Source organism: Akkermansia sp., assembly GCF_020860705.1.
In the GTDB taxonomy this organism is placed as follows: domain Bacteria; phylum Verrucomicrobiota; class Verrucomicrobiia; order Verrucomicrobiales; family Akkermansiaceae; genus Akkermansia.
On record NZ_JAJBTT010000034.1, the window covers coordinates 1 to 20,923 of the forward strand.

Below are 20,923 nucleotides of genomic sequence, written 5' to 3' on the forward strand. Positions count from 1 at the left end.
CCATGAGGGCAACGCCCAGGAAAGAGACGGAAACGGCGGAAACCAGCGTTTTGACACGCTGTTTTTTCAGTTCCGTAAGGGCGTCTTCTGTACTTTCAATGTGCAGGCTCATGCAATAAGGGAGGTTCCTGAAAATAATATAATGTTTTTTCCGGTTGGAACGAGCGCAAAGGGGGTATTGTTCCGGCGGCCTGCATAATGACCAGATGTTGATAATAGGATGATGGATTGTAAGTGTTTTATGTATTTTTGACGGTTGTTCTGTGTTGAATTGAAGATACCCGGGCCTGTTTGGTGTTCGGAGTATGATGGACTTTTGGACGGGTACGCGGATGAAGAAGATTTTTTAGCGTGACGGTTCGGCGGGCAGGTAGGGGATGCAGGGAGGGAGGAGTCCGTTTTTCTATAGGGGGTGGGGAGGGAAAAGCCGGAGAAGTTCCGGATATAAGAGCTTCCGCTGCGCTCCAGAAGGTTTTTGGCCGCGAAAGGCGGGAGCCTTCCGTTCCCAGACGCCGGAGGCGCGCATCCTCTGGGAGCAAACATTTCCACTGTCCGTTTTACAGGCTACCTGCCTGGGAGTTAGGGCCTCCCGGCCCTAATGAATACTTGGACGGAATGAGGTGAAACTATTAAACGAAAGCTCCCGTCGTGCTCCAGAAGGTTTTTGACCGCGAAAAGCGGGAGCAGTCCGCTCTCAGACGCCGGAGGCGCGCATCCTCTGGGAGCAAACATTTCCACCGTCCGTTTTACAGGGGTACCTGCCTGGGAGTTAGGGCCTCCCGGCCCTAATGAATACTTGGGCGGAACGAGGTGAAGCTATTAAATGAAAGCTTCCTCCGGGCTCCAGAAAAGTTTTCAACCGCGAAAGGCTGAAGCCTTCCGCTCCCAGGAGCCGGAGGGCCCATTTGCTTCCGGAGCGGAAGTTAACGGGGCACGGAAGATGGGCAAGGGAAAATTCCCGGAAACATTTTTCTTTCAGATGTTCAAGCTTGACTCCGGATTGGTAATTCCGGTCCGTATCTTTGCTCTTTTACTAACTGCTTGCCGGAAAGGGAGTAACAATTAAGTTTTTCGAACAGAACGCAAAAGCCGCCCTTTGGGCTGACCCCAAAGAGCGGCTTGAGAAATCAAACAAGAGAGGAAGTCCGGAAAGTCACGCCCTGCGGCGGCGCATCATCAGCGCGGCCAGGCCCAGCAGCCCCAGGGACGCCGTAGCCGGTTCAGGAACCATCAGGTCCCCCTGGAATACCATGGACTTGATGCCGGAGAAAGAACCGTCTGTCTGGGTAGCCTTATCGACGAGAACGGAAACATCCAATTGTTTTCCGGTTTCCAGTTTTACCGGCTGGCTAAAGTTCAGCGTCACCTCCTGTCCGTTTGAGGAGTTTCCCGTAATCATAGGAGTAGCCGTCACCGTCTGTCCGCCGATCGTCAGCGTCAAAGCAAAGTCTTTTCTGTCCTGTTGCACCTGGCCTGTCGAGGAAGAAGCAACCATGGTTATTGTAACGGAAGCGATGGAACACGCTTGGGAACCGTTATTGGTAAAGCTCATGCCAGCGGTCCATGATCCCTGCGTTCGGTTGACGTTAGGGACGAACACTTCCGCGCTTGACCCAAAGGGATCACCGCTTGCCATCAAATCACAAGATTGCGAAGTTTCACTGCTGTGCAGCTTCTTCGTCAGGGAAGTAACGGATCCCGTGATATTGGACATCGCCCCTGTGTTGGTGAGCGTTACCTGCGTCGCGTCGGATTGATTCGCGTTTCCGAAGGTAGTCGTCCACAAGGTGGTGGCACCCTGGGCGGACAGCGAGCAGAAAGCCAGGGAGACAAGGAGTATTAGTGTTTTCTTCATAACTAAGGAAGTGTTGAATGGAAGTGACTCTTACTCCTTAGCGGATTACTAATCCGGAAAGAAATTTGATGGATTTTAGTTATTTTATAAACAATAGATAGTCAGCGTGTTGTGTTATATTTAATTTCCCGGGAAGAGAATAGCTTCCCCCAAATACCCCCCCTGCGGGTTTTTATCTAAATATTTCTTTTTGGTTATTTATTGTTGACTCCGGATTAGTAATCCGTTCCGCATCTTTTCTCTTGCACTAAAGGATTGCTGGAAAAGGTTTAACAGTCAAGTTTTCCAAACAAAAAACAAAAGCCGCCCTCTGGTCTTAACCCAAAGGACGGCTTGAGAAATCAAGCAAGGGAGGATGCCCGGAGAATCAGCCCCTGCGGCGCGTATCATCAGCGCGTTCAGGCCCGAAGGGAACGGTTCCCGTTTTGGAGGGAAGGGGAATCAATAATGGCCATGGCGCGGGCCGGTCATCCACTTCCACGCGGTTTCCACAATGGCTCCCGCATCTTTGCACTGGGCTTCCCAGCCGAGGATTTCCCTGGCTTTCTTCGGATTGGCAATCAGGCGGGGCGGGTCGCCTTCACGGCGCGGCCCGTAACGGACGGGGATTTTTTTGCCGGTGACTTTTTCAGCAGTTTCCAGGATTTCACGGACGGAAAGCCCCAGGCCTGTTCCCAGGTTGAAGCATTCCGTGGAGCCGCCTTTCATCAGGTAATCCACCGCCTTCAGGTGGGCGTCCGCCAGGTCGTTGACGTGGATGTAGTCACGGATGCAGGTGCCGTCCGGCGTGTCGTAATCCGTGCCGAAGACTTCAATGTATTCTTTTTCCCCGGTCAGCGTGAGCAGGATGTTGGGAATGAGGTGGGTTTCCGGTTCGTGGTCTTCGCCGATCAGGCCGTCTTCACTGCAGCCGGAAGCATTGAAATAGCGCAGGAAAACGCTCTTGAGTCCCCAGGCCCGGTCACAGTCCTTGCAGACTTTTTCCAGCATGTATTTGGAGCTGCCGTACGGATTGATGGGATCCTGCTTTTCCGTTTCCGGGATCGGAATCTGGGTGGGGACGCCATAGGTGGCGCAGGTGGAGGAGAAAACGAACCGCTTGACGCCGGCGGCCTGCATGGCGCCCAGAAGGACGAGCGGCCGGGCGATGTTGTTCATGTAGTACTTGAGGGGATTCTGGACGGATTCACCCACGTTGATAAAAGCGGCAAAGTGGATCACGGCGTCAAAGTTGCCCTGCATCAGGAGCGGATACACCACGGAAGCGTCTCCCAGGTCTCCCTTGACCAGTTTTACTTCCGGGTCCACAAGAGCCCCGATATGGCCGTACACCATGTTGTCCAGCACGGTCACGTCAGCGCCGATTTTGACGAGCTGGCGCACCGTATGGGAACCAATATATCCGGCGCCGCCGGTTACAAGTACTTTCATGATCTTATCAAATTGCTGTTGTGCCGGTTCAACCTTTTCACCGGCAAGGGCGTCTGCACGTTCCAAAGGCCCGTGGAATCTTCCGGTTCACGACAGGCGGTGTACTGTTCCAGACGCCTGTAAAAGTGCCATGTTTTCTCCTTTTTGTCAATTTGTGATATGTCCGCCGCCGCGCTTCCGGAGGATGCCGGACCCATGGGATGGAAAGGAACCCGTTCCAGGTGGGCGGGGGTAATGAACCTCTGCCCGGCGCTCCGTTTTCATGCCGGAAACTGCCCCGCTTTTTACTGGCTCCCGATGTGCATTTTTGAGAACATCGGCTTATGAAACCGTCCGAGATCAGGAATGTTCTGGAAGATCACGAGGTGCGCCCCAGCAAATCCCTGGGCCAGAATTTTCTGACGGATGAAAATGTGGCGCGCTGGATTGTGGACCAGCTTGAGATTCAGCCGCAGGACTGCGTGGTGGAAGTGGGGCCCGGAACCGGCGCCCTGACGGAGCATGCCGCGCCCCTTTGCCGCAAATTGATTCTGGTGGAATTCGACTCCCGCCTGGCGGAATACCAGAAAAACCGCTGGGCCGGGGATCCCCATGTGGAGGTTTACCATGCGGACGGCGCTTCCTGGGATCCGCGGGGATTGTTTGCGGAGGCTCCCGTCAAGTTTCTGGGCAATCTTCCCTATTCCGCGGGCGGAGCCATTCTTCAGAACTTCCTGTCCCGTCCCAGCGCCGTGGAACGGGCCGTGGTGATGCTCCAGAAGGAGTTTATCGACCGCATTCTGGCGACTCCGGATGACGACGCCTTCGGGCTGCTGTCCCTCCGCATTCAGAAGAACTGGATTCCCCGCGCTCTCAAGACTATTCCTCCGGAAGCGTTCCATCCCCGCCCCAGGATTGATTCCACCGTGATGCTGCTCACGCCCCGCCCCGTCCGCGATCTGCCTCCGTACGACGACCGGTTGATGGACGAGCTGATGCGCAAGGCTTTTTCCCTGCGGCGCAAGCAGTTGAAAAAACAGCTTCCGGCCTCCCCTCCATGGGAGGAAGTGGCCGCTTCCCTGGGGATTTCCCCTTCCGCAAGGGCTGAGGAATTGAATTTGTCCCAGTGGGTGCAGCTGGCGCGGGCTTATGACTCCAATCCTCTTAAAGACGTGGCGCAGAGCGGGGATGAATTGTTTGACGTGGTGGACGAACTCAACCAGATGACGGGACAGGGGACGCGCCGGGAGATTCATGAAGGGAATCTTCTCCACCGGGCCGTGCACATGTTCCTGGTGAACAAGCATGGAGCCGTGCTTCTCCAGAAAAGGTCCCTGTGGAAGGACAGGCAGCCGGGCAAATGGGATTCTTCCGCCGCCGGGCATCTGGATGCCGGGGAAGACTATGAAGGCGCCGCGGCGCGGGAGTTGAAGGAGGAACTGGGCGTCTCCGGCTGCGAACTGCGGAAGATTGCGGATTTTGACGCTGGTGAAAATAACGGCTGGGAGTTCATCGCCCTTTATGAAGGGCGTTATTCCGGGAAAGTCCGTTTTCCCGCAGCGGAAGTGGACAGTGTGCAGTGGTTTACGCCGGAACAAATCCAGGCATGGGTGGAGCGCCGCCCGCAGGACTTCTCTCCCGCGTTCATCCCGTGCTGGAATGCATGGCTGGCCGCGAACAAAAAAGCATCATTCTAACTCAAATACATATCATGATTACCCCTGATCAATTATCTCCGGAGCAGGTCCAGTCCATCCGGGACTGGGCGGAAGAAGGGCTTGATTTAAACGCCATTCAGAAAAAACTGCATGAAGACCTGGGCATCAAGCTGACGTTCATGGACACCAGGTTCCTGCTTCAGGATCTGGAGATCCGTCTCAGGCAGCCGGAACCGGCTCCTCAGGCTGAACGGACGGAAGAACTGCCCGGAGCGACGGCCGCCCCCTCCCCCCTGCTGGGCAAAACCCAGGTAAGCGTGGATGAGGTGACGCCTCCCCATGCCCTGATGGCCGGCAAAGTTCTGTTCAAGAGCGGCGCACAGGGTGTATGGGACATCGACCGCACGGGCCGCATCAACTGGGACGCGACGCTTGGAGAACCCACGGCGGAGGACCTGAGGGAATTTGAAACGGAACTGCAATCCGTTATCCGCAGCCGCATGGGCGGCATGTAAGAAGAACAGCGGGAAAAGGTCTCATGGAAATACCGGATGACATGATTGAAACGCTGGTGCCCGCCGTGCGGGAGCAGCTGGAGGCGCCGGATACGGCCTATGTCAAGGCCTGCCTGGAGCGCTTGACGGGACGGGAAAAGCTGGAAGAACAGGAAGCTCTGGAACTGATGGCGCAGGCTCTGGCAATCACCATTAACGAGATGGTGGTGAGCGGCCGTCCCTTTGATTCGGGAAGATACAAAGCGCTTTTAAAGGATTTGCCCGCCCTCCCGGATGAGGCTCCGTGATAAATCTCGACAATCCCCGGAATTGATTCATACTCCTTTCTTTCACTTGAAATTTTATGGCAAAAAAACCATTAGAAACAGGTGCTCCGGAAGCATCCGCAGCCAAAAAAACAGCTGTCCGCAGGACGGCTGCCAAAAAGACGGCGTCTACGACCAAGAAAGCCGCCGAGGGCGAAAAGAAGCCCGCTGCTGACGCCGCTCCCGTAGAAGCGCCCACAACCAAAATCAAAACGGTCAAGTCCGCTACGAAGACTACGGGCAGGACAAAGACCGCGAAAACCGCCAAAAAGGCGGCTGACAAGAAGGCCCCCGCAGCTGAACAGGCTGCTCCTTCCGTGACTGCGGCTCCTGCCGCTCCCGTTGAAAAGACTCCCGCTCCCGAGTCTTCCCCAAAGCCCCAGGCTCCCGCTCCGGTCAAGGTCAAGCGCGAATCATTCCGCCCCAACCGTAATCCGGAACAGCAGGAACGCCATGAACAGCATGGCGGAGATGTCTTTGCCCAGCCTGAAACCGTGGGAGGGGCTTCTGAAGTTTCCTTCAACAAGCGCAAGCGCCGCCGCCGCAATAAAAAGGGCAGCGGTTCCGACGACCGTCAGCCCATGCAGGATTCCGTTTCCTACAAGCAGCTGGACGGCAAGAAAGTGGCCGCCCGCGCATGGAAGATGTTCCTGGCGGAAGTGTCTGAGGAAGGGCTTGCCCTGATGGACGACCAAACGGCCCGTGAAGCCGCCCGCCGCGCCTTCCGCTGCGCGGAATTCTTCATGATGGAAGAATGCCGCCGCAAGGCCCAGAAGGCTATTTCCCACCAGCAGGAAAAAGCGGCCTCCCCGGAAGAGGAACGTGATTCCGAAGAGGACTCTGGCGAAGAATAATTCCGGCTTGCCCCGTTTTTGCCCTGCGGTATCTGCCGCAGGGCTTTTTAGTGCCCTTTAAAAAGGTCATGAAGGGAGGAGACACTTTCCGGTGCGGCGGGGTTTCTCCATCATGCCGGACTTGTTTGCCTCTGATTTACGGGATGAAAGGGGCTTGCTCCAAGGTTCACGGTCTTCCTGAAGTTGCAAGGCCCAGGCCGTTCCCCCGGCGTTAGTTGATGGCCGGGCTATCTTTGGCCCGGCATAGGGGAGAGGATATAGTTTGGGGCCCGTCCGTACGGCTTGAACGGACAAGGGCCATTCGCTTCCTGGCGCTTTCATGAGGGGATGTTCCTGGGATGGATGCAGCCATCTTTTCCGGTGGAGAAAAGGGAACGGAAGCAGGCCGTTTTTTGGCAACTTTCCTCCCATGTTCCCGCTTAAACCCTTTTACCTCGCCATCTTCCACTTTTAAGGTACCACCACGCCAGGGCGATCAGGACCGCCCCGTAAATGTGTTCGGAGAACCAGCAGACAGCCACATCCGGCTTGAGCCTGATGACGCCGTAATAAATGGCGGCGGAGTAAACGGCTAGGGAAATCATCTCCATGATGAAGCCTGCCTTTGTATTTCCCGTGCCGGATACGGCGTTAAACAGAATAAACGCCGGGGCTATGATCAGGGTGGAGGAGGCCATCACGTACACGGAATTGACACTGGCGGCAATCAGGGACGGGTTATCCGTGAAAATTCTCAGAACGGGTTCCGGGAATATGCACAGGAGGATCAGCAGGGGAATCAGGATGGCGTACGTCAGGTTGAGCGTCATGCCGCAGGTCTTAAACAGGTAGCGCTGTTCCCCGGCGCCGATCTGGTTGCTGATGAGGGCTCCCGCCGTGGTGCCGAAGGCGCTGATCACCATAATGAGCATGGCGGAAATGTTGCGTACGATGTTGGTGACGGCCAGGGGGCGTTCTCCCAGATGCTCAATCGCCAGGAAAAAGATGAACCAGATGGAGACGGAAATGAAGGACTGCACCATGGTCCAGCCGGAAATGGACAGCATGCCTTTCAGCAAATGGGGGCGGAACGTGAACGCCCGGCGGAAGCCGTACTTCCTTTTATCCGCCGTCGTGCCCGTGTAAATGATGAAAAAGAGGAGAGATACGGCCTCCGACACACTGGAGGCAATTGCCGCTCCGGCAATGCCCATGGCGGGAAAGCCGCCTTTCCCGAAGATGAGGCAGTAATTCAGCACCACGTTGCTCAGAAGCATCACGATGGAATTGACCGTGAGGATCTTTGTCTGGGTAATCCCCACGTAATAGGCGCGGAACATCACGCAGAGGAAGGAGAAAAAAACGCCGTAGGTGCGCCAGTGCAGGTAATCCACCGTAGCGTTGTACACCTGGGGGGATTCAATGATATCCCGCAGGATGATGGGGGAAAAGTATTGGGATGCGGTAAAAAGCGCCACCGCCAGGACCAGCATGAAATAACAGCCCTGGACCATGGTGGGGGCGATGCGGTTGTACCGCCGCTCCCCGTTGCGGCGTGCGATAATGATCTGCGCCCCGAACCCGAAGCCGAAGGCCAGCATGAACATGGCCATGTAATACACGCCGCCCAGGGCGCACGCTCCCAGCGCCACATCCCCCACGCGTCCCAGAAAAACGGCGTCCGTCAGGCCGATCAGGTGCTCAATGATCAGGCTGATCATCAGGGGATAGGACATGAGCCATATCTTTTGATAGGAAATAGAGGAAGGACTATTCATAGCAAAGGCGTCCTGCGGGCTTCATGTGCCGGAAGCAGGCGCTAAAGGTCCGGCATTTTTGACGCAAACCGTTTTCATGCAAGAAAGAAATGCGTTTGTTTTTCATGTATGTCATGAAAAACGGGGGCAGGAACGCCGCTCAGCTGAGGGGCAGCCTGGTTTCCGGATACCGCAGCGGAGATTTGGTGGGCTGTTTCATGAAGGCCAGGACGAAGGCCACCATGCCTACGCGGCCCACGATCATGTTGAATACGATGATCCATTTGCCCGCATCACTGAGTTCCGGCGTGACGTTCCAGGAAAAACCGACGGTGGCAAAGGAGCTGACCACCTCAAAAAACAGGCGTTCCAGGCTTAGGTCCGGCTCCGCAAAGCACATGACCGTGGTCATCATGCCCACCCAGGCTCCGGCCAGGATGACGGTGATGACGGCGCGCTCCACCACGCTGCGGGCAATCCGGCGCTTGTGCATCACCACGTCCTGCTTGCCCTGCAAAATGCGCGCCACTTCCCCGCAGGAAACGGCGAATGCGGTGGTATGGACGCCCCCCGTGGTGGAACCGGGATTGCCGCCGATGAACATGAGCGCCCCCAGGAACAGGGCGTACGGGATGCTGTTGAGCGCCATGTCTGAAATATTGAAGCCGGCGGTGCGCGCCGTGGCGTTGAACAGGCTTTCCCACAGAATCCAGTACCAGGGATCGGCTGAGGTGAACAGGCTGCCGTCAATCGCCTTGATCAGGAAGAGGATCAATCCTCCGCCCAGCACCAGCGCGGCGGTCATGCGCACGACCAGCCAGCTGTAGGTGGACCAGTGGCGGCTGACGGTATTCCGGTCGTCCCAGCCCAGGGCCACCCTGGCCCGGCGGACGATTTCCAGATACATGGCGAATCCCAGGCTGCCGCAGAGCACCATCACCATGATGGTAATCTGCCCGCCCATATTGTAGGCCACGTCCGGCGTGGCCAGGTTGTCCGCAAACAGGCTGAACCCCGCATTGCAGAAGCCGGAGACGGAATGGAACACGGCGTACCACCAGAGCGTGTCTCCCTCCAGGCCCGGCACGTTCCTCCAGGAAAAATAAAGGCCGATGGCCCCCAGAGCCTCCACCCCGAACGTGACGGCGATGATGTTTTTAATGAACCGGTCCACCTGAGCGATCCCCTCCTCGTCCAGCAGGGTGCTGATGGTGACCTTGGAGCGCAGGCTCAGGCCCTGGCCCACCATCAGGGAAACGAAGTAGGTGAACGTCATGATGCCGAAGGCCCCCACCTGGAAAAGTACCAGCAGGATGGTCTGTCCGTAATTGGTGAAATGCTCATGGACATTCAAGGGCACCAGCCCCGTGACGCAGACGGCGCTGGTGCTGATGAAATAGGCGTCCGTGGGGGAAAGGGAGATGCCTTCCTTGGTGGCTCCCGGCGACATGAGGAGGGTTCCCCCCAGTGTGATGAAGGCAATCAGCGTAAGCAGGAAGAGCATGGCGGGGCGCATGCGCGGCAGGTGAAAACCCCGGTTCCTGCGGGCTATGCGGAAAAAGTACTCCTTGAGGTTCAGCAGGGGCGCCGCGCCGTAGCAGAGGCACAGGGCGCGGAAAATGTTTTGAAGCTCTATCCTGGAAATAAAGGAGGAATTGAAAAAATTCCCCGCTAGCATGACCAGGATCACGAGGCCCAGCCCCAATTCCATCCACCGCGGGTTCCGGATGGATTTGGTAAGCCATTTTTCCCGCAGGATGCCGATGACGCCGGTGAGCTGTCCGAGCACCAGCAGGGAGAGGATTTCCCGGAAATAGCGCAGGGAAAGCTGGTCTTCATGAATCTCGCCAAAGCCGTTCCACCACAGCAGCCACATCAGGGCGGCCAGCGTGCACAGGCCGAATCCCATTTCCATGACCTCAAAGCGGTTCAATAGCGGTTTTTCACTCGTCTCATTCACAAGCCTGCAATGGTGGTGCCTCTGATGCTGAGGGGAGACTACTGCATACGGAAGTATTTGAGAAGCCCTTATATCGTTTCCGTGCGGTTCCGGATGACGGGCGGCGGAAGGCCCGGGAAAATATTTTCTTTCATGTGAAGGAAAAAAGTTGCCAATCCGCCGCCTCTGTGCATAATAAGCCCCGTTCTTACCAAACCATGTGCGCTCGTGGCGGAATTGGTAGACGCGCTAGATTCAGGTTCTAGTGGGGGTTCCCCCGTGAAGGTTCGAGTCCTTTCGGGCGCACCAAATAGCCTCTGTAAGTTAGTAACTTACGGAGGCTTCTTGTTTCTGCTCACACTTTGGTCACACTAAACAGAATTGATTTTTAGACCAATTCTTCTACGTTGAGGGTATGAAAAAGGTGATAGCAGAGTACCCCCATAAAATATATATTACTCTGACAGGACAAAAAAGAGCGCCTTATAGAATTTGGTATTCACAACAAGGTAGCGACGGGAAGGTACGGAGAGTTTATATTTCTTCTTCTACCCGTGCAGAGGCAGAAAAAATTGCCTCGAGATTGGTGAAGGAGGTTGAAGACTCCGGATTGTCATTGGGGAAAATATTATCGAAAGAAGAGAAAGCGGCTATACAACAATATCAACATAGCGACCCTTCGCTCCCCCTTGCCGACTTGATAAAAGACGGAATCCGTAAGTCATTTTCGAATAGGTCAAAATGGACTGTTGAACAGGCAGTAGAACATTTTGTGGTGGAATGGAAAAAGAAAAATCAAGGAATATCTAGGTCAGAGATATATCAGAAAAGTATGAAACGCCATCTAAATAGATTTAGTGTTGATTTTTCTGGGAGGCAAATGTTTTCACTAACGCTGAATGAAGTCAGGGAATGGAGGGATAGCCTGTCTAGCCTTTCGCAAAAAATCTTAACTGCTAAAGTGCGCAACGATTATCTTTCAGATGTGAAGCGTCTTTTTTCCTACTGTGACCTATCTACAATTGAAAAATTGGAATTTCTACCGAAGGGAGTTCCTGAAAAAGATTTTTATACCATCGAAGAAGTACAGAAAATATTGGATATTTTACGCCCTCATAAAGAAAAGGCTATGCATCGGTGTTACGCTACTGCTGTCTTATGTTTTTTTGCCGGATTGCGTCAAAGCGAAGCTCTTGTGTTGGATTGGAACGTTATTAATAAAGCTCTGAGGTCTTCTGTAGAAAAAAAGTCTTTTGTTGTGACTGATTCAAAAACAGGAAGTAGGCAAGTTTTTATGAATGAGACGCTGATTAAATGGCTTGAAATCATTCCTTCTCAAGAGAGACAAGGGAAAATATTTAAAACTACTTCTACGAGCGAACAGGGCAAACAGGATGCTTTTTCTGATAGTTTTAGGAATGCAGTTAAGGGGATAAGAGTTATTAAAAATGGCCTGAGGCATTCTTGTGCAACATATTTGGTAGCGATAAATAACAACTATGATGCCGTAGCACGCCAAATGGGGCATACTGTTAGCATGCAGAAAAAACATTACATGCGGGCTATTACTTATGAAGAAGCTATGGCTTATTGGAATTTAACTCCTTTCTCCGAAATAGAAGGAATAGAATTTGCAGCCAAAGAAGAAATTAGGAAAAAAGAAAAAGAAGCAGTCGTGGCATTATTGGATGAAGAAGATGAAAAAAAGAAAGATGCTCTGATTGAACACATGCAAAATGGAGAAGACTACGAGCCTTTTATGGATATGCTTGAAAATCCGAACAACTATGACGAAACAATGCTTCCTACAACGAAGGGTGTTTCCTCTGGTGTTTCGGGGAAAAGCAATGAGCAAATAGCCGAGGAGATATTAGAACAGTCCCGGATTAGCAAGCAAAAAGAGCAGGAGATACTTAAGAAAATTGATACTTTGGGAGACGGAAAAACATGGATAGATGAAGATGATGTAATGTACTCAAAATCTACGATTCTCGCCTCAAAAGAGGAGAGAAAAGAAGTAAGGAAAATCATAAAAGAACTAGAAGAGGGGAAATTTAATCCAATACATTTTGATGCAGAGTCTATGAAAAATGAGCGCGGAAGAGGCGAGATATTTATCAGGAGCTCAGAGAGAAGTACGGACGAGAACTGACTCGCGATGAGATTTTTAGAGAATATCCGGAGTAGTTTTAATCTTTTTTAGCAAATTCTTGACTTTATAGATAGTGCTGAATGAGCAACCCTCCATTTGAAATTTCCCTAATGGCTTGCTTCTTTTTCAAGCGCCTGACATTCACTTTCTACTCTTCAGTGAAGGGAGAACAGAATATATGAGAGAAAAGTCTTTCAGCTTTCCCTATTGGAATGTACTGAAAAAAGGTCGGGAGAAAAAATTACTGTTTGGAGAATGAAAAATAGGCGATTGAGGCGGCAGAAAACGATTTTTTATTGTACTGTTTTTACCTATTGCTTTTTTCAGTACTATTACTATATATAAATTCTTATGAAGAAAATTCCTGTAGCTCTTTTCGTTCGAGTTTCGACCAACGGGCAAAATAATGAACGCCAGATTAGAGATTTGAGCAAAGTTGCCGAAGAACGGGATTGGCAGATAGTGGAGATTATCGAAGAGAAGATTTCTGGGGCTACAAAATCGGAAGAGAGAAAAGGCGTTCAGAGACTATTAGCCCTAGCCAAAGAAGGGAAAATCAAAAAAGTTCTCGTTACGGAAATTTCTCGTCTAGGACGAAATACTTATCAAGCAATTTCTGTGGTCAAAGAACTGGAAAAGAGACAGGTTTCTCTTTACTGGCAAAATCAGAACATGGAAACACTTCTCGAAAACGGGAAAAGGAATCCAGCCGCAAGCCTAGTGTTTGTAATTCTATCTGATTTGGCCGAGACAGAACGGGAAACCATGCTGGAGCGCATTAATTCGGGCATACAGGCCGCAAAAGCAAAGGGAGTCCACTGTGGCCGCCCAAAAGGGAGTCACGAGTCTCAAGAGGCTTTCCTATCCAAATATGCGAAAGTCATAAAAGACCTAAAAGATGGAATTTCTGTTCGGAAAGTCATGAAAATTCATGAGGTAAGTAACTTTACCGTTATGAAAATTCGAAAAACTCTTTCTCTTCAGCACGAAAAACGGGAAAGGAGTAGAGGATAATTATCATGACTGTTATTACCTGTAATAGTGTCCATAGGTTTTTTCGAATATCTCCGCATCACGTCTGTTCCTTTCTCTTCTTTCTGCATCACGTCTTCTTTTTTCTTGCTCTATCGCTATTATACGTGACCATATAACGTTCAACATTTTTCTTCTAAGAGTATTTTTGTCTGTCGTCTTATACTTTTCCTCTAATATATTATAATAATCCTTAGAGGTCATAGGAGTTAATCCTCGCCACTCTAAATTTTCTTTCAAATCTACGTGAAACCTCTTTGCGATTGCTATTTTCTCTTTATAAGAATAGTTATTCCAAATATAACCATTACCATCTGTGCCTGTACCATTTATGTAGATAAATACAATATCCTTTATTTTTTTGTTAAGCCGATTTTCGTCCGTCGTTTTATACTCTTTATCACATAGCTTGTAATACTCCGTGTAACTTGGAGTCTGTTCATTATCCGAGTACAAGTTTCGATAGACCACTTCTAAGGCTTTTGCGATTTCGGTTTTTTCTTCAGGAGAAGCACTATTCCAAGTGTGGCCGTCACCATTTAATCTTGAAGAATTACGCTCAACAAGTTTTTCCTCAGCTGCAACCTTCTTCGCGGCTAATCTTTGATTCTCTGCGGCTAATCTAGCAAAGGATTCTTGTTCAGCAGCTTCTCTTAACTTCTTCGCTTCTGTCTCTGATGCATTAGTATAACAAATTATCAGCGATATGAAGACTCCGATAAATGCAAAAATGCCATATTTTAGAGTGTGTGTTTTCTTTCTTTGTACTTCTGAATTAGCATTTTTGGAGCCTTCTGCTTTAAATTTAATAACAGTAAGAGTTAAAATCAACCCAAGCAAAATACAACCAAATATTATAACGCCTGTGGAGCCGTTATGGTTTGCTATAAAGTTACCTATCACCCCTGTTGTAGCAAACGCTAACGAGGTAATCATAAAATATACAAATCCCGAAAAATCATTATTTTCAACATCTTCACTCATAACTTCGTTTCCTTTCTTTATTGGCAATATCTACTTGAGAGACGCATTTTCAAAAAAGGGGCATTGCGTTAATTCATGAAGGAAAAGGGATTAGAAATCCCAGCTAAATCCGGCTTCAATGGCATGCCAAGGGGAACAATTAGACCCTATTCCCAAAAGCTCATAGCCTATTTGGATTTTGGCGTTTTCACTAATATTAAAAACCAATCCCGCATTGAACGTGTACATGCTAATACTTTGTTTTACCCCACGATAAGCCGTGCTGGTTTTGGATTTCTCATCAAGTCGCGTCCATGCTATTCCATATTTTGCACCGAAATAGAGGGAAGCACTGTCACAGACAGGAACATGCAAAGTATATCCTCCCAGTAATGGAACTACTTTTCTACTTGTATCTTGAATATCAAAATCATGACTTCCTTTCATATATCCAGAGGTGATTGAGAGCTGATGAATCACGTTTCCTGTATTGATATTTTCGTGGAAATCAGCAAGTACCCCTCCCATATCGGGTTCCCAATCCTGAGAAGCCCAGGCATAGAGGGCTTTGATTCCTATCCCATATGTAGTTTCATTATAGGACTGGCTGTAAGACCGCGATTTCTGATTCGGCCAATAATAAGACCAAGGATTTTCGGCGGCTTGGGATATAGCGGCAAGAGAAAAGGCACTGAGAATGCCTGCAATGAGTATGTTTTTCTTCATGGTATTTACGTTTAATGTTGAAAAGGAATGATTTGCGAGGTTTTGTTAGAATAACTAATCAATTAACTAACCAGCGTTTTTCGTGCCTGTTTTGCCACGGAGGCCTCAACAATCTGTTGAACATTCAGTCCAGTTCTCAAACTCAGAATTACTAAAGCTTTCAACGCTCGTTGAGAGAGAATGGTCGTAACTTCTGATTCTGAATCCTTCATTGATATAGTTTTTGCGCTCATATTTTCACAAATATGCACTCTTTGACGATTTGTCAATCATGATTGCTCAAATGCGTTGAAATATCCCCACAAAGAAGGATTTTTCTTTCATGAAAGACCCAAATATCATTGACGTTCCTACGTTAGGCCGCTGGATGGCTGAGAATCACGTAAGCCGAGCCACATTGGCTTCTGCCCTCGGATTGAAAAGAAGCGCCATAGATAATTACTTTGTTCGCAATAGGATACCACGCCAAACCCAGATTCTCCTTAACCGCTATATCCAGGGGCGTGACCCGGCTTCCTCCAAAGACATTTCTTCCTTAATTACTATTCCAATTAGCAACCGCATCCTAAATCTGGCCATGAAGGCCGCTGTCAGAAAAGGAATTCCTTTAGAAGATTTTGTCGCCTTCTCTGTCGAAGAGATAGCAAAAATGACCGTGCCAGAGGATTCTTCACCCCTCTAATGAGCTTGTTTAAGGCATAGAAAAGAAATTATAGGGCTATTGAAAGAAAAGCCCCTCAAGATGCTTGCAAAGATATGGGACAAGGCGAATTATAATTCACAGTCTCCCAAATTCCTGAGCAACGAAAAACATAGTCCCTATACGGGCTTTTTCTTAGGATAGCTTCCCAATAAGATGTACTTGATTCTTGAACGTGTAGGCAGCTTTTTGACTTCATTATATATAAATAGTTTATTATAAATAAGTTATTATATCAATGCTGTAAATGTATCAAAAATCAAGTCCATTATAGCTAGCAGAGAAAAGCCGCCCCCCGCCGCCCCTCTTTTTTCTATATACTATTTTCCTATATCAACTTCAAAAAAGATACATCTACTACATTATTTTTATAACTATATAAATATTAGTATATAACGTCGGCGTTTTGCCATGTAGAAGGCATGCAGTGCGAAATCAGCTACATGCTTTTGGAACAAAAAAGGGGCCGCCTCAACTTTTGCGAGACAGCCCCCTCTTTTTCCTGCTTCTATTAAAAGGGAACGGGAGTTCCTTCAACTTGTTTCACATACAACTCATCCCCTTTGCAAGGAATAAACGTCCATTTGTAACCCTTGCTGACCCTTTTTCCCTTTTTGATGCGCTCAGGATGACTTTTGCTCAGTTTGGAAAACATTTCCCCCAGATAGTTGGGAGAAGACAAGAATTTCATTTTCTGATGATATTCATGCTTTTGTAGCTCAACTGACCAATCATGTGCAGTAAGCGAGATTTCTTCTTTGAACCCTAAAGAATCCAAGTGTCTAAGTAGCCGACCTTCATCTCCAACATCTTCCAACCGCTCTTCAATCTCAGGATGAATATAGCAGGAAAAGCCGTTTCTTTTCACAGAAGAGTTATCTTCCGCATCTTCAATATTGTATTCATTCTCCAGAAAATCAATGAACGCAGGCAATTCTTGCTCTATCTTTTCATCAAATCCCCGCGGGTCTTGATGCACCATTTCCGGCACTTCTCCATTGCAGAATATACCGCAAACCTTATCGCGCATGTCAATACCGAGCAACGGGAACGCCTGAATGGATTTTGCGTCTTCGTTGAGGGCCATGATAAAAAACCACAAAGGATTTGTGCTAAAAGCTTCAATGCCTTTTTTTTCTATTCGAACTACATTAGAATACTCAAATTCCTTGAATCTTGTGGAAACGCCCCGGCGCGTGCTATTATCGATGTTTGGCTGCACATCATCCATCAACTGAATCTCATTGCCCAGCATATCTCCATTGAAACGAGTTTTCTCACTCATGCAATTATATGGGTTCCCCATTCTTCCGCCCAAGATTGGAATTAGAAGCCGCTTGATGATTAGGCTTTTCCCGCTTCCTGTGGGACCTACAAAACATAAGAGAGGAGATTTATAATGGCTTTCTGGGTTCATCAAACGTTTCCGTGCTATTTTCAGCCAATTCAATAAAACTTTCTTTTGCTCCGGATTATTTGAACTGCCCAGCACGCAATCAATAAGTTCATTGATAGTATCCCACCTCCCAGATTTGCCCTCAATGATGTTTGCTTGAGTGCGGACAATAACATTTTTACAATCAATGATGTGAAAACCACGTTTTTTGCCTGCGTAGCCCTCAAAAACAGCATGAATCAGTTTGTTGCTCTGAATGTACAGTATTGCCTTTTCGACTTCGGAAAGGTCTTTTGAACCTCGTTTATCACTTAAGCCTCTTTCTCTCAGCTTCAATACTACGTCCTCCTTCCTCAAGTCCACATAGTGGATTCCATTTTCTTGTAGGTAGCCGACCTTTCCTAGAAAATAAAAATCTTTTGTCGCCTCTTTACAAAAGCAGTCATCTATTTCCTTGCGAACGCTCTTCACAAGTGCCAGTGGGAGAGCATGAGAATTTTCAAACGACCTCATTTTCTCAGCAATGTTCTGTTCGAAATCCCATGTAAATTTCGTTTTCTTCAGATGTTCAACCCCTTCACCTTGCCACATTATCCAAGCGGCCCTAAGAATTTTTTCGTAATGCTCATATTTCTCGATATAAGCATGCCCTGTCCTTTTCAATAAAATATCGGCCAATTGCTCCAGCTCGCCCACTGTCTTTTCCCTCTCGGATATCCGTTCTTTTTCAGAAAGAGAATCCCATTCATTTTCCCCGCTACTCTGCTTTCTATGACATTTCGAAGAAACGGCTTTCTCCGTTTCTTTATAATAGGGTTCAATGGGAACAAGCTTGCTAATATCCGGGCAGATATAGAGGTTCGCATCACTAGAAAAGAAGCAAAGGCGCGCGGGGTCTTTCCCTGATTCGTCTATTGGAATGCCTAATTCCCGTTTAAAGAGCTGTTTTGCTCCGTTAAAAATGGCCGTGAAGTTCTCTTTTGACTCCCACTCAGGAATTTTCACGATAATCTTAAGACCTTGACCAGAAGGAGAAACGAAAGAAGCGGCAACTTGAGGCATTCCTGAGGATTTTCTTTTCAGTCCCTCCCAATCGGCCTCTTTTCCATCTTCATTGTCGAAATCAAGCACCATGAATCCCGATTTTGATGAAATATTGTGGTCTTTGCGGCCTCCTTCAAACGTTCCTGCAATTGTTACTGCTGGAAGGTCAAACTTCAACTGTTTCCGTTTCGCTTTATCCTCCGCATTGCGGATGAGTTCTATTTGAGTTTTGTAGTCTTCATTCTTGATTGAATCAAGAAATGATTCCAGTGATAACTCTTCCCCGACTTTATCTGTTACGTGTAAATATTTATGAATATAAATATTCTTCATAATTCGATTCTATTAAGCCTCTTTTCATTTGAATATAAAATGACGACCAATCGTTCTGCAAATGGGAAGGGGCTTGGTTTATAATAAATTGTTAATGGGCAAAGAATGCTGTTAAACGTTCAGCTTCGATTTCTTCCGTCGTTTTCATCCAAGGAAAAAATGCTTTCCTCTTTTCCAGCACGTTAGGAGCGACTTCAAAAGGCTTTGTCTTTTTAGGTCCCTGATAATAACTAAACTGGTTTTCCTCGTTGCATTCATACTTGGGAGTAAACGCGTAATAAACGTTTTTATTTTCAATATTGAAGAATAAGGAAAGATACTTTTCCCAGCGTTTCCAATGCTTTCCACAGATAGCGGCGGGGCTGATTCCCATCATTAATGCTATTTCTTTCTTGCGAAAGATATTTGCTATTCTCTTCTCTTTATTGTGCTCAATAATAGAGATTAACAATATGATTCTGTTCGCCATTCTAGGACGATGTTCCATTAATTTTTTCAATAATATGTTAACCATATATATTTTAATTTTATAGTTTTGGTTTATAGCTTGATAAACCCTTCATATTTCTTTACATTTGGAACAAAAAAATTTACTTACTTTTTTTATTTTTTTATTTTCTAACTCGAAAAAGTACGTTTTTTCCTTCTCTGCGATATATTTATTTTTTATCGCATCCGTGACCCTTCTATGGTTTTCAGAAAGGACACATAGAAGTCATTTTCAAAAAAGGGGGAGTTTAGATTTTTGCTCACACTTTGCTCACACTAAAAATCTCCTAAAACACAATGATATTTTTGAATTTTTGACATATATTGCATTTGGTAAAAATGTAAGTCGTTGATTATAAGTATTTATATTTTAACTCTGTCATAGTGAAAGGTTCGAGTCCTTTCGGGCGCACCAAACAAGGCCCTGCAAGTTAACTGCTTGCAGGGCCTTACTGGTTTTAAGGGATAGTTGTTTTTTTCCATAGGGCGTATAATGCGGGTGCTTGGGAGCTCTGTCCGCAAGTGATGGAAACGGTGCAGGGAAGGGGGAACTGACTCTTGTGAAATGAACGCGGGAAGTTGCTGTGTTGTCTTGCAGTGAATAGAAAGATCACATCCCATGTCCCCCGTTAAATGTTTCGTTTTTTCCGTCTTTGTTTTTTTATTCCTCATGTATGCTTTTGCTCTGTCCGGCCGGGCGGAGGGGAATATTGAGGATGTCGCCTCGTTCAAGGGGGCACAGGTGACCGGAGTGACGGTGACGGACAAGGGAAGGATTTTTGTCAATTTTCCCCGCTGGCGTGAGCAGATTCCGTGTTCGGTGGCGCAGGTCCGCAAGGACGGCAGCTACGCTCCTTATCCGGATGAAAGGACCAACCGGTGGGAGAAAGGCATGCCCGGAGACGGGGATGCGTTTGTGTGCGTGCAGTCCGTGGCTGCGGACGGGGACAGGCTTTATGTGATTGATACGAAGAATCCCATGATTGGCAAGACCGTCGCGGTTCCTACGCTGTACGTGTATGATCTCCATACGGACAAGCTGGTCAGGAAGTATCCGCTGGCTGAGTCCACCAGGCCGGATTCCTATGTGAATGACCTGCGCGTGGACCGCGACCACGGCAAAATTTATTTTACGGATTCCAATGATCCGGGCCTGATCGTTCTGGACATGGAGAGCGGGGAGAATTACCGCATGCTGGACCATCATCCGTATACCACGGCGGAGCAGGATCATATTACCGTTGGAGGAAAGAGGCATGACGGGAAGGTTCATTCCGATGGAATTGCCCTGGACAGGAAGAACGGCATCCTGTATTTCCACGCCCTGACGGGCAAAACCCTGTATGGAATACCTACCCGCCAACTGATTGACCGGAAGGTGGAGGAGGACGGGATTTTTTCCATGAAGACGCCTTCTCCGGACGGCATGATCATGGACGGCCGCGGCAATCTGTACATGGGGGATCTGGAAAAGAACCGTATCGTTTACCTCACTCCGGACCGCAGGGAGATCAAGGTGCTGGCTTCCGGCCCCGGAATCAGCTGGCCGGATACGTTCAGCATCCATGACGGTTATCTTTATTTCACCAATTCCCGCATTCAGGAGGCCAAGGGGGATATTTCCAACATGGAGTTTACGCTGAAGAGGGTAAAGCTTCCGGAATGAGCAGCCGGGGCAGCACGGAGGACGGTTGTTGCTCCGGCCCGTGTTGCAGGAATCCTTCCGGGAGTCCTGTCCTCTTTTTCCGGCCTTTGCAGGGGGGCGCCGCTACTGTCCGGTCCGGTTCCGGGGTCCAGTTCATATTCCTTTACATGA

Annotated in this window: 16 protein-coding genes and 1 tRNA gene; 9 read left to right on the top strand and 8 right to left on the bottom strand. The window is 48.8% G+C overall.

The window, feature by feature from the left end:
* Positions 1-1,153 precede the first annotated feature (1,153 nt).
* Both LIO64_RS07255 and galE read right to left on the bottom strand, forming a co-directional pair.
* The gene (locus LIO64_RS07255) at positions 1,154-1,855 is read right to left on the bottom strand and encodes a PEP-CTERM sorting domain-containing protein (protein WP_290548775.1); all 702 of its coding nucleotides are present in this window, start codon (positions 1,853-1,855) and stop codon (positions 1,154-1,156) included.
* A 441-nt stretch (positions 1,856-2,296) separates the two neighbouring features.
* Entirely contained in the window at positions 2,297-3,286 is a 990-nt protein-coding gene (gene galE / locus LIO64_RS07260; RefSeq protein WP_290548776.1) for a UDP-glucose 4-epimerase GalE, read from the bottom strand.
* Positions 3,287-3,609: 323 nt separating this feature from the next.
* On the opposite strand from galE, the gene rsmA reads away from it, so the two are divergent.
* The 4 genes from rsmA to LIO64_RS07280 are packed head-to-tail and all read left to right on the top strand — an operon-like array spanning position 3,610 to position 6,597.
* Complete coding sequence (gene rsmA / locus LIO64_RS07265; RefSeq protein ID WP_290548777.1) at positions 3,610-4,962, top strand: 16S rRNA (adenine(1518)-N(6)/adenine(1519)-N(6))-dimethyltransferase RsmA; 1,353 nt, start codon at positions 3,610-3,612, stop codon at positions 4,960-4,962.
* A 14-nt stretch (positions 4,963-4,976) separates the two neighbouring features.
* Positions 4,977-5,438, top strand: coding sequence for a hypothetical protein (locus tag LIO64_RS07270; RefSeq protein ID WP_290548778.1), 462 nt, complete (start codon positions 4,977-4,979; stop codon positions 5,436-5,438).
* A 23-nt stretch (positions 5,439-5,461) separates the two neighbouring features.
* Positions 5,462-5,725: a hypothetical protein gene (locus tag LIO64_RS07275; RefSeq protein ID WP_290548779.1), complete on the top strand. Its 264-nt coding sequence runs from the start codon at positions 5,462-5,464 to the stop codon at positions 5,723-5,725.
* Positions 5,726-5,781: 56 nt separating this feature from the next.
* Positions 5,782-6,597: a hypothetical protein gene (locus tag LIO64_RS07280; RefSeq protein ID WP_290548780.1), complete on the top strand. Its 816-nt coding sequence runs from the start codon at positions 5,782-5,784 to the stop codon at positions 6,595-6,597.
* A 419-nt stretch (positions 6,598-7,016) separates the two neighbouring features.
* Here the strand turns inward: LIO64_RS07280 and LIO64_RS07285 are convergent, their stop codons facing one another.
* On the bottom strand, positions 7,017-8,354 hold the full coding sequence (locus tag LIO64_RS07285) for an MATE family efflux transporter (RefSeq protein WP_345779573.1): 1,338 nt from the start codon (positions 8,352-8,354) through the stop codon (positions 7,017-7,019).
* Positions 8,355-8,493: 139 nt separating this feature from the next.
* A complete protein-coding gene (locus LIO64_RS07290) occupies positions 8,494-10,293 on the bottom strand; it encodes a potassium transporter TrkG (RefSeq protein WP_290548782.1) in 1,800 nt (599 codons plus the stop codon).
* A gap of 201 nt (positions 10,294-10,494) precedes the next feature.
* Between LIO64_RS07290 and LIO64_RS07295 the strand changes: the two genes are divergently transcribed.
* The 3 genes from LIO64_RS07295 (at position 10,495) to LIO64_RS07305 (ending at position 13,438) form a co-directional block, all read left to right on the top strand.
* Positions 10,495-10,581, top strand: a tRNA-Leu gene (locus LIO64_RS07295).
* A gap of 106 nt (positions 10,582-10,687) precedes the next feature.
* On the top strand, positions 10,688-12,424 hold the full coding sequence (locus LIO64_RS07300; RefSeq protein ID WP_290548783.1) for a tyrosine-type recombinase/integrase: 1,737 nt from the start codon (positions 10,688-10,690) through the stop codon (positions 12,422-12,424).
* A 351-nt stretch (positions 12,425-12,775) separates the two neighbouring features.
* Positions 12,776-13,438, top strand: a complete 663-nt coding sequence (locus tag LIO64_RS07305; protein WP_290548784.1) for a recombinase family protein — start codon at positions 12,776-12,778, stop codon at positions 13,436-13,438.
* 15 nt (positions 13,439-13,453) lie between these two features.
* On the opposite strand, the gene LIO64_RS07310 is transcribed toward LIO64_RS07305, so the two are convergent.
* Positions 13,454-14,440, bottom strand: coding sequence for a hypothetical protein (locus LIO64_RS07310; protein WP_290548785.1), 987 nt, complete (start codon positions 14,438-14,440; stop codon positions 13,454-13,456).
* Between the two features lie 90 nt (positions 14,441-14,530).
* Positions 14,531-15,145, bottom strand: coding sequence for an outer membrane beta-barrel protein (locus tag LIO64_RS07315; RefSeq protein ID WP_290548786.1), 615 nt, complete (start codon positions 15,143-15,145; stop codon positions 14,531-14,533).
* A 322-nt stretch (positions 15,146-15,467) separates the two neighbouring features.
* Here LIO64_RS07315 and LIO64_RS07320 point away from each other — a divergent pair, with 322 nt between their 5' ends.
* Entirely contained in the window at positions 15,468-15,827 is a 360-nt protein-coding gene (locus LIO64_RS07320; RefSeq protein WP_290548787.1) for a hypothetical protein, read from the top strand.
* Between the two features lie 529 nt (positions 15,828-16,356).
* Here the strand turns inward: LIO64_RS07320 and LIO64_RS07325 are convergent.
* Both LIO64_RS07325 and LIO64_RS07330 read right to left on the bottom strand, forming a co-directional pair.
* The gene (locus LIO64_RS07325) at positions 16,357-18,618 is read right to left on the bottom strand and encodes a BT4734/BF3469 family protein (protein ID WP_290548788.1); all 2,262 of its coding nucleotides are present in this window, start codon (positions 18,616-18,618) and stop codon (positions 16,357-16,359) included.
* Between the two features lie 91 nt (positions 18,619-18,709).
* Entirely contained in the window at positions 18,710-19,132 is a 423-nt protein-coding gene (locus LIO64_RS07330) for a hypothetical protein (protein ID WP_290548789.1), read from the bottom strand.
* Positions 19,133-19,777: 645 nt separating this feature from the next.
* Between LIO64_RS07330 and LIO64_RS07335 the strand changes: the two genes are divergently transcribed.
* Entirely contained in the window at positions 19,778-20,773 is a 996-nt protein-coding gene (locus tag LIO64_RS07335) for an L-dopachrome tautomerase-related protein (protein WP_290548790.1), read from the top strand.
* Positions 20,774-20,923 lie beyond the last annotated feature (150 nt).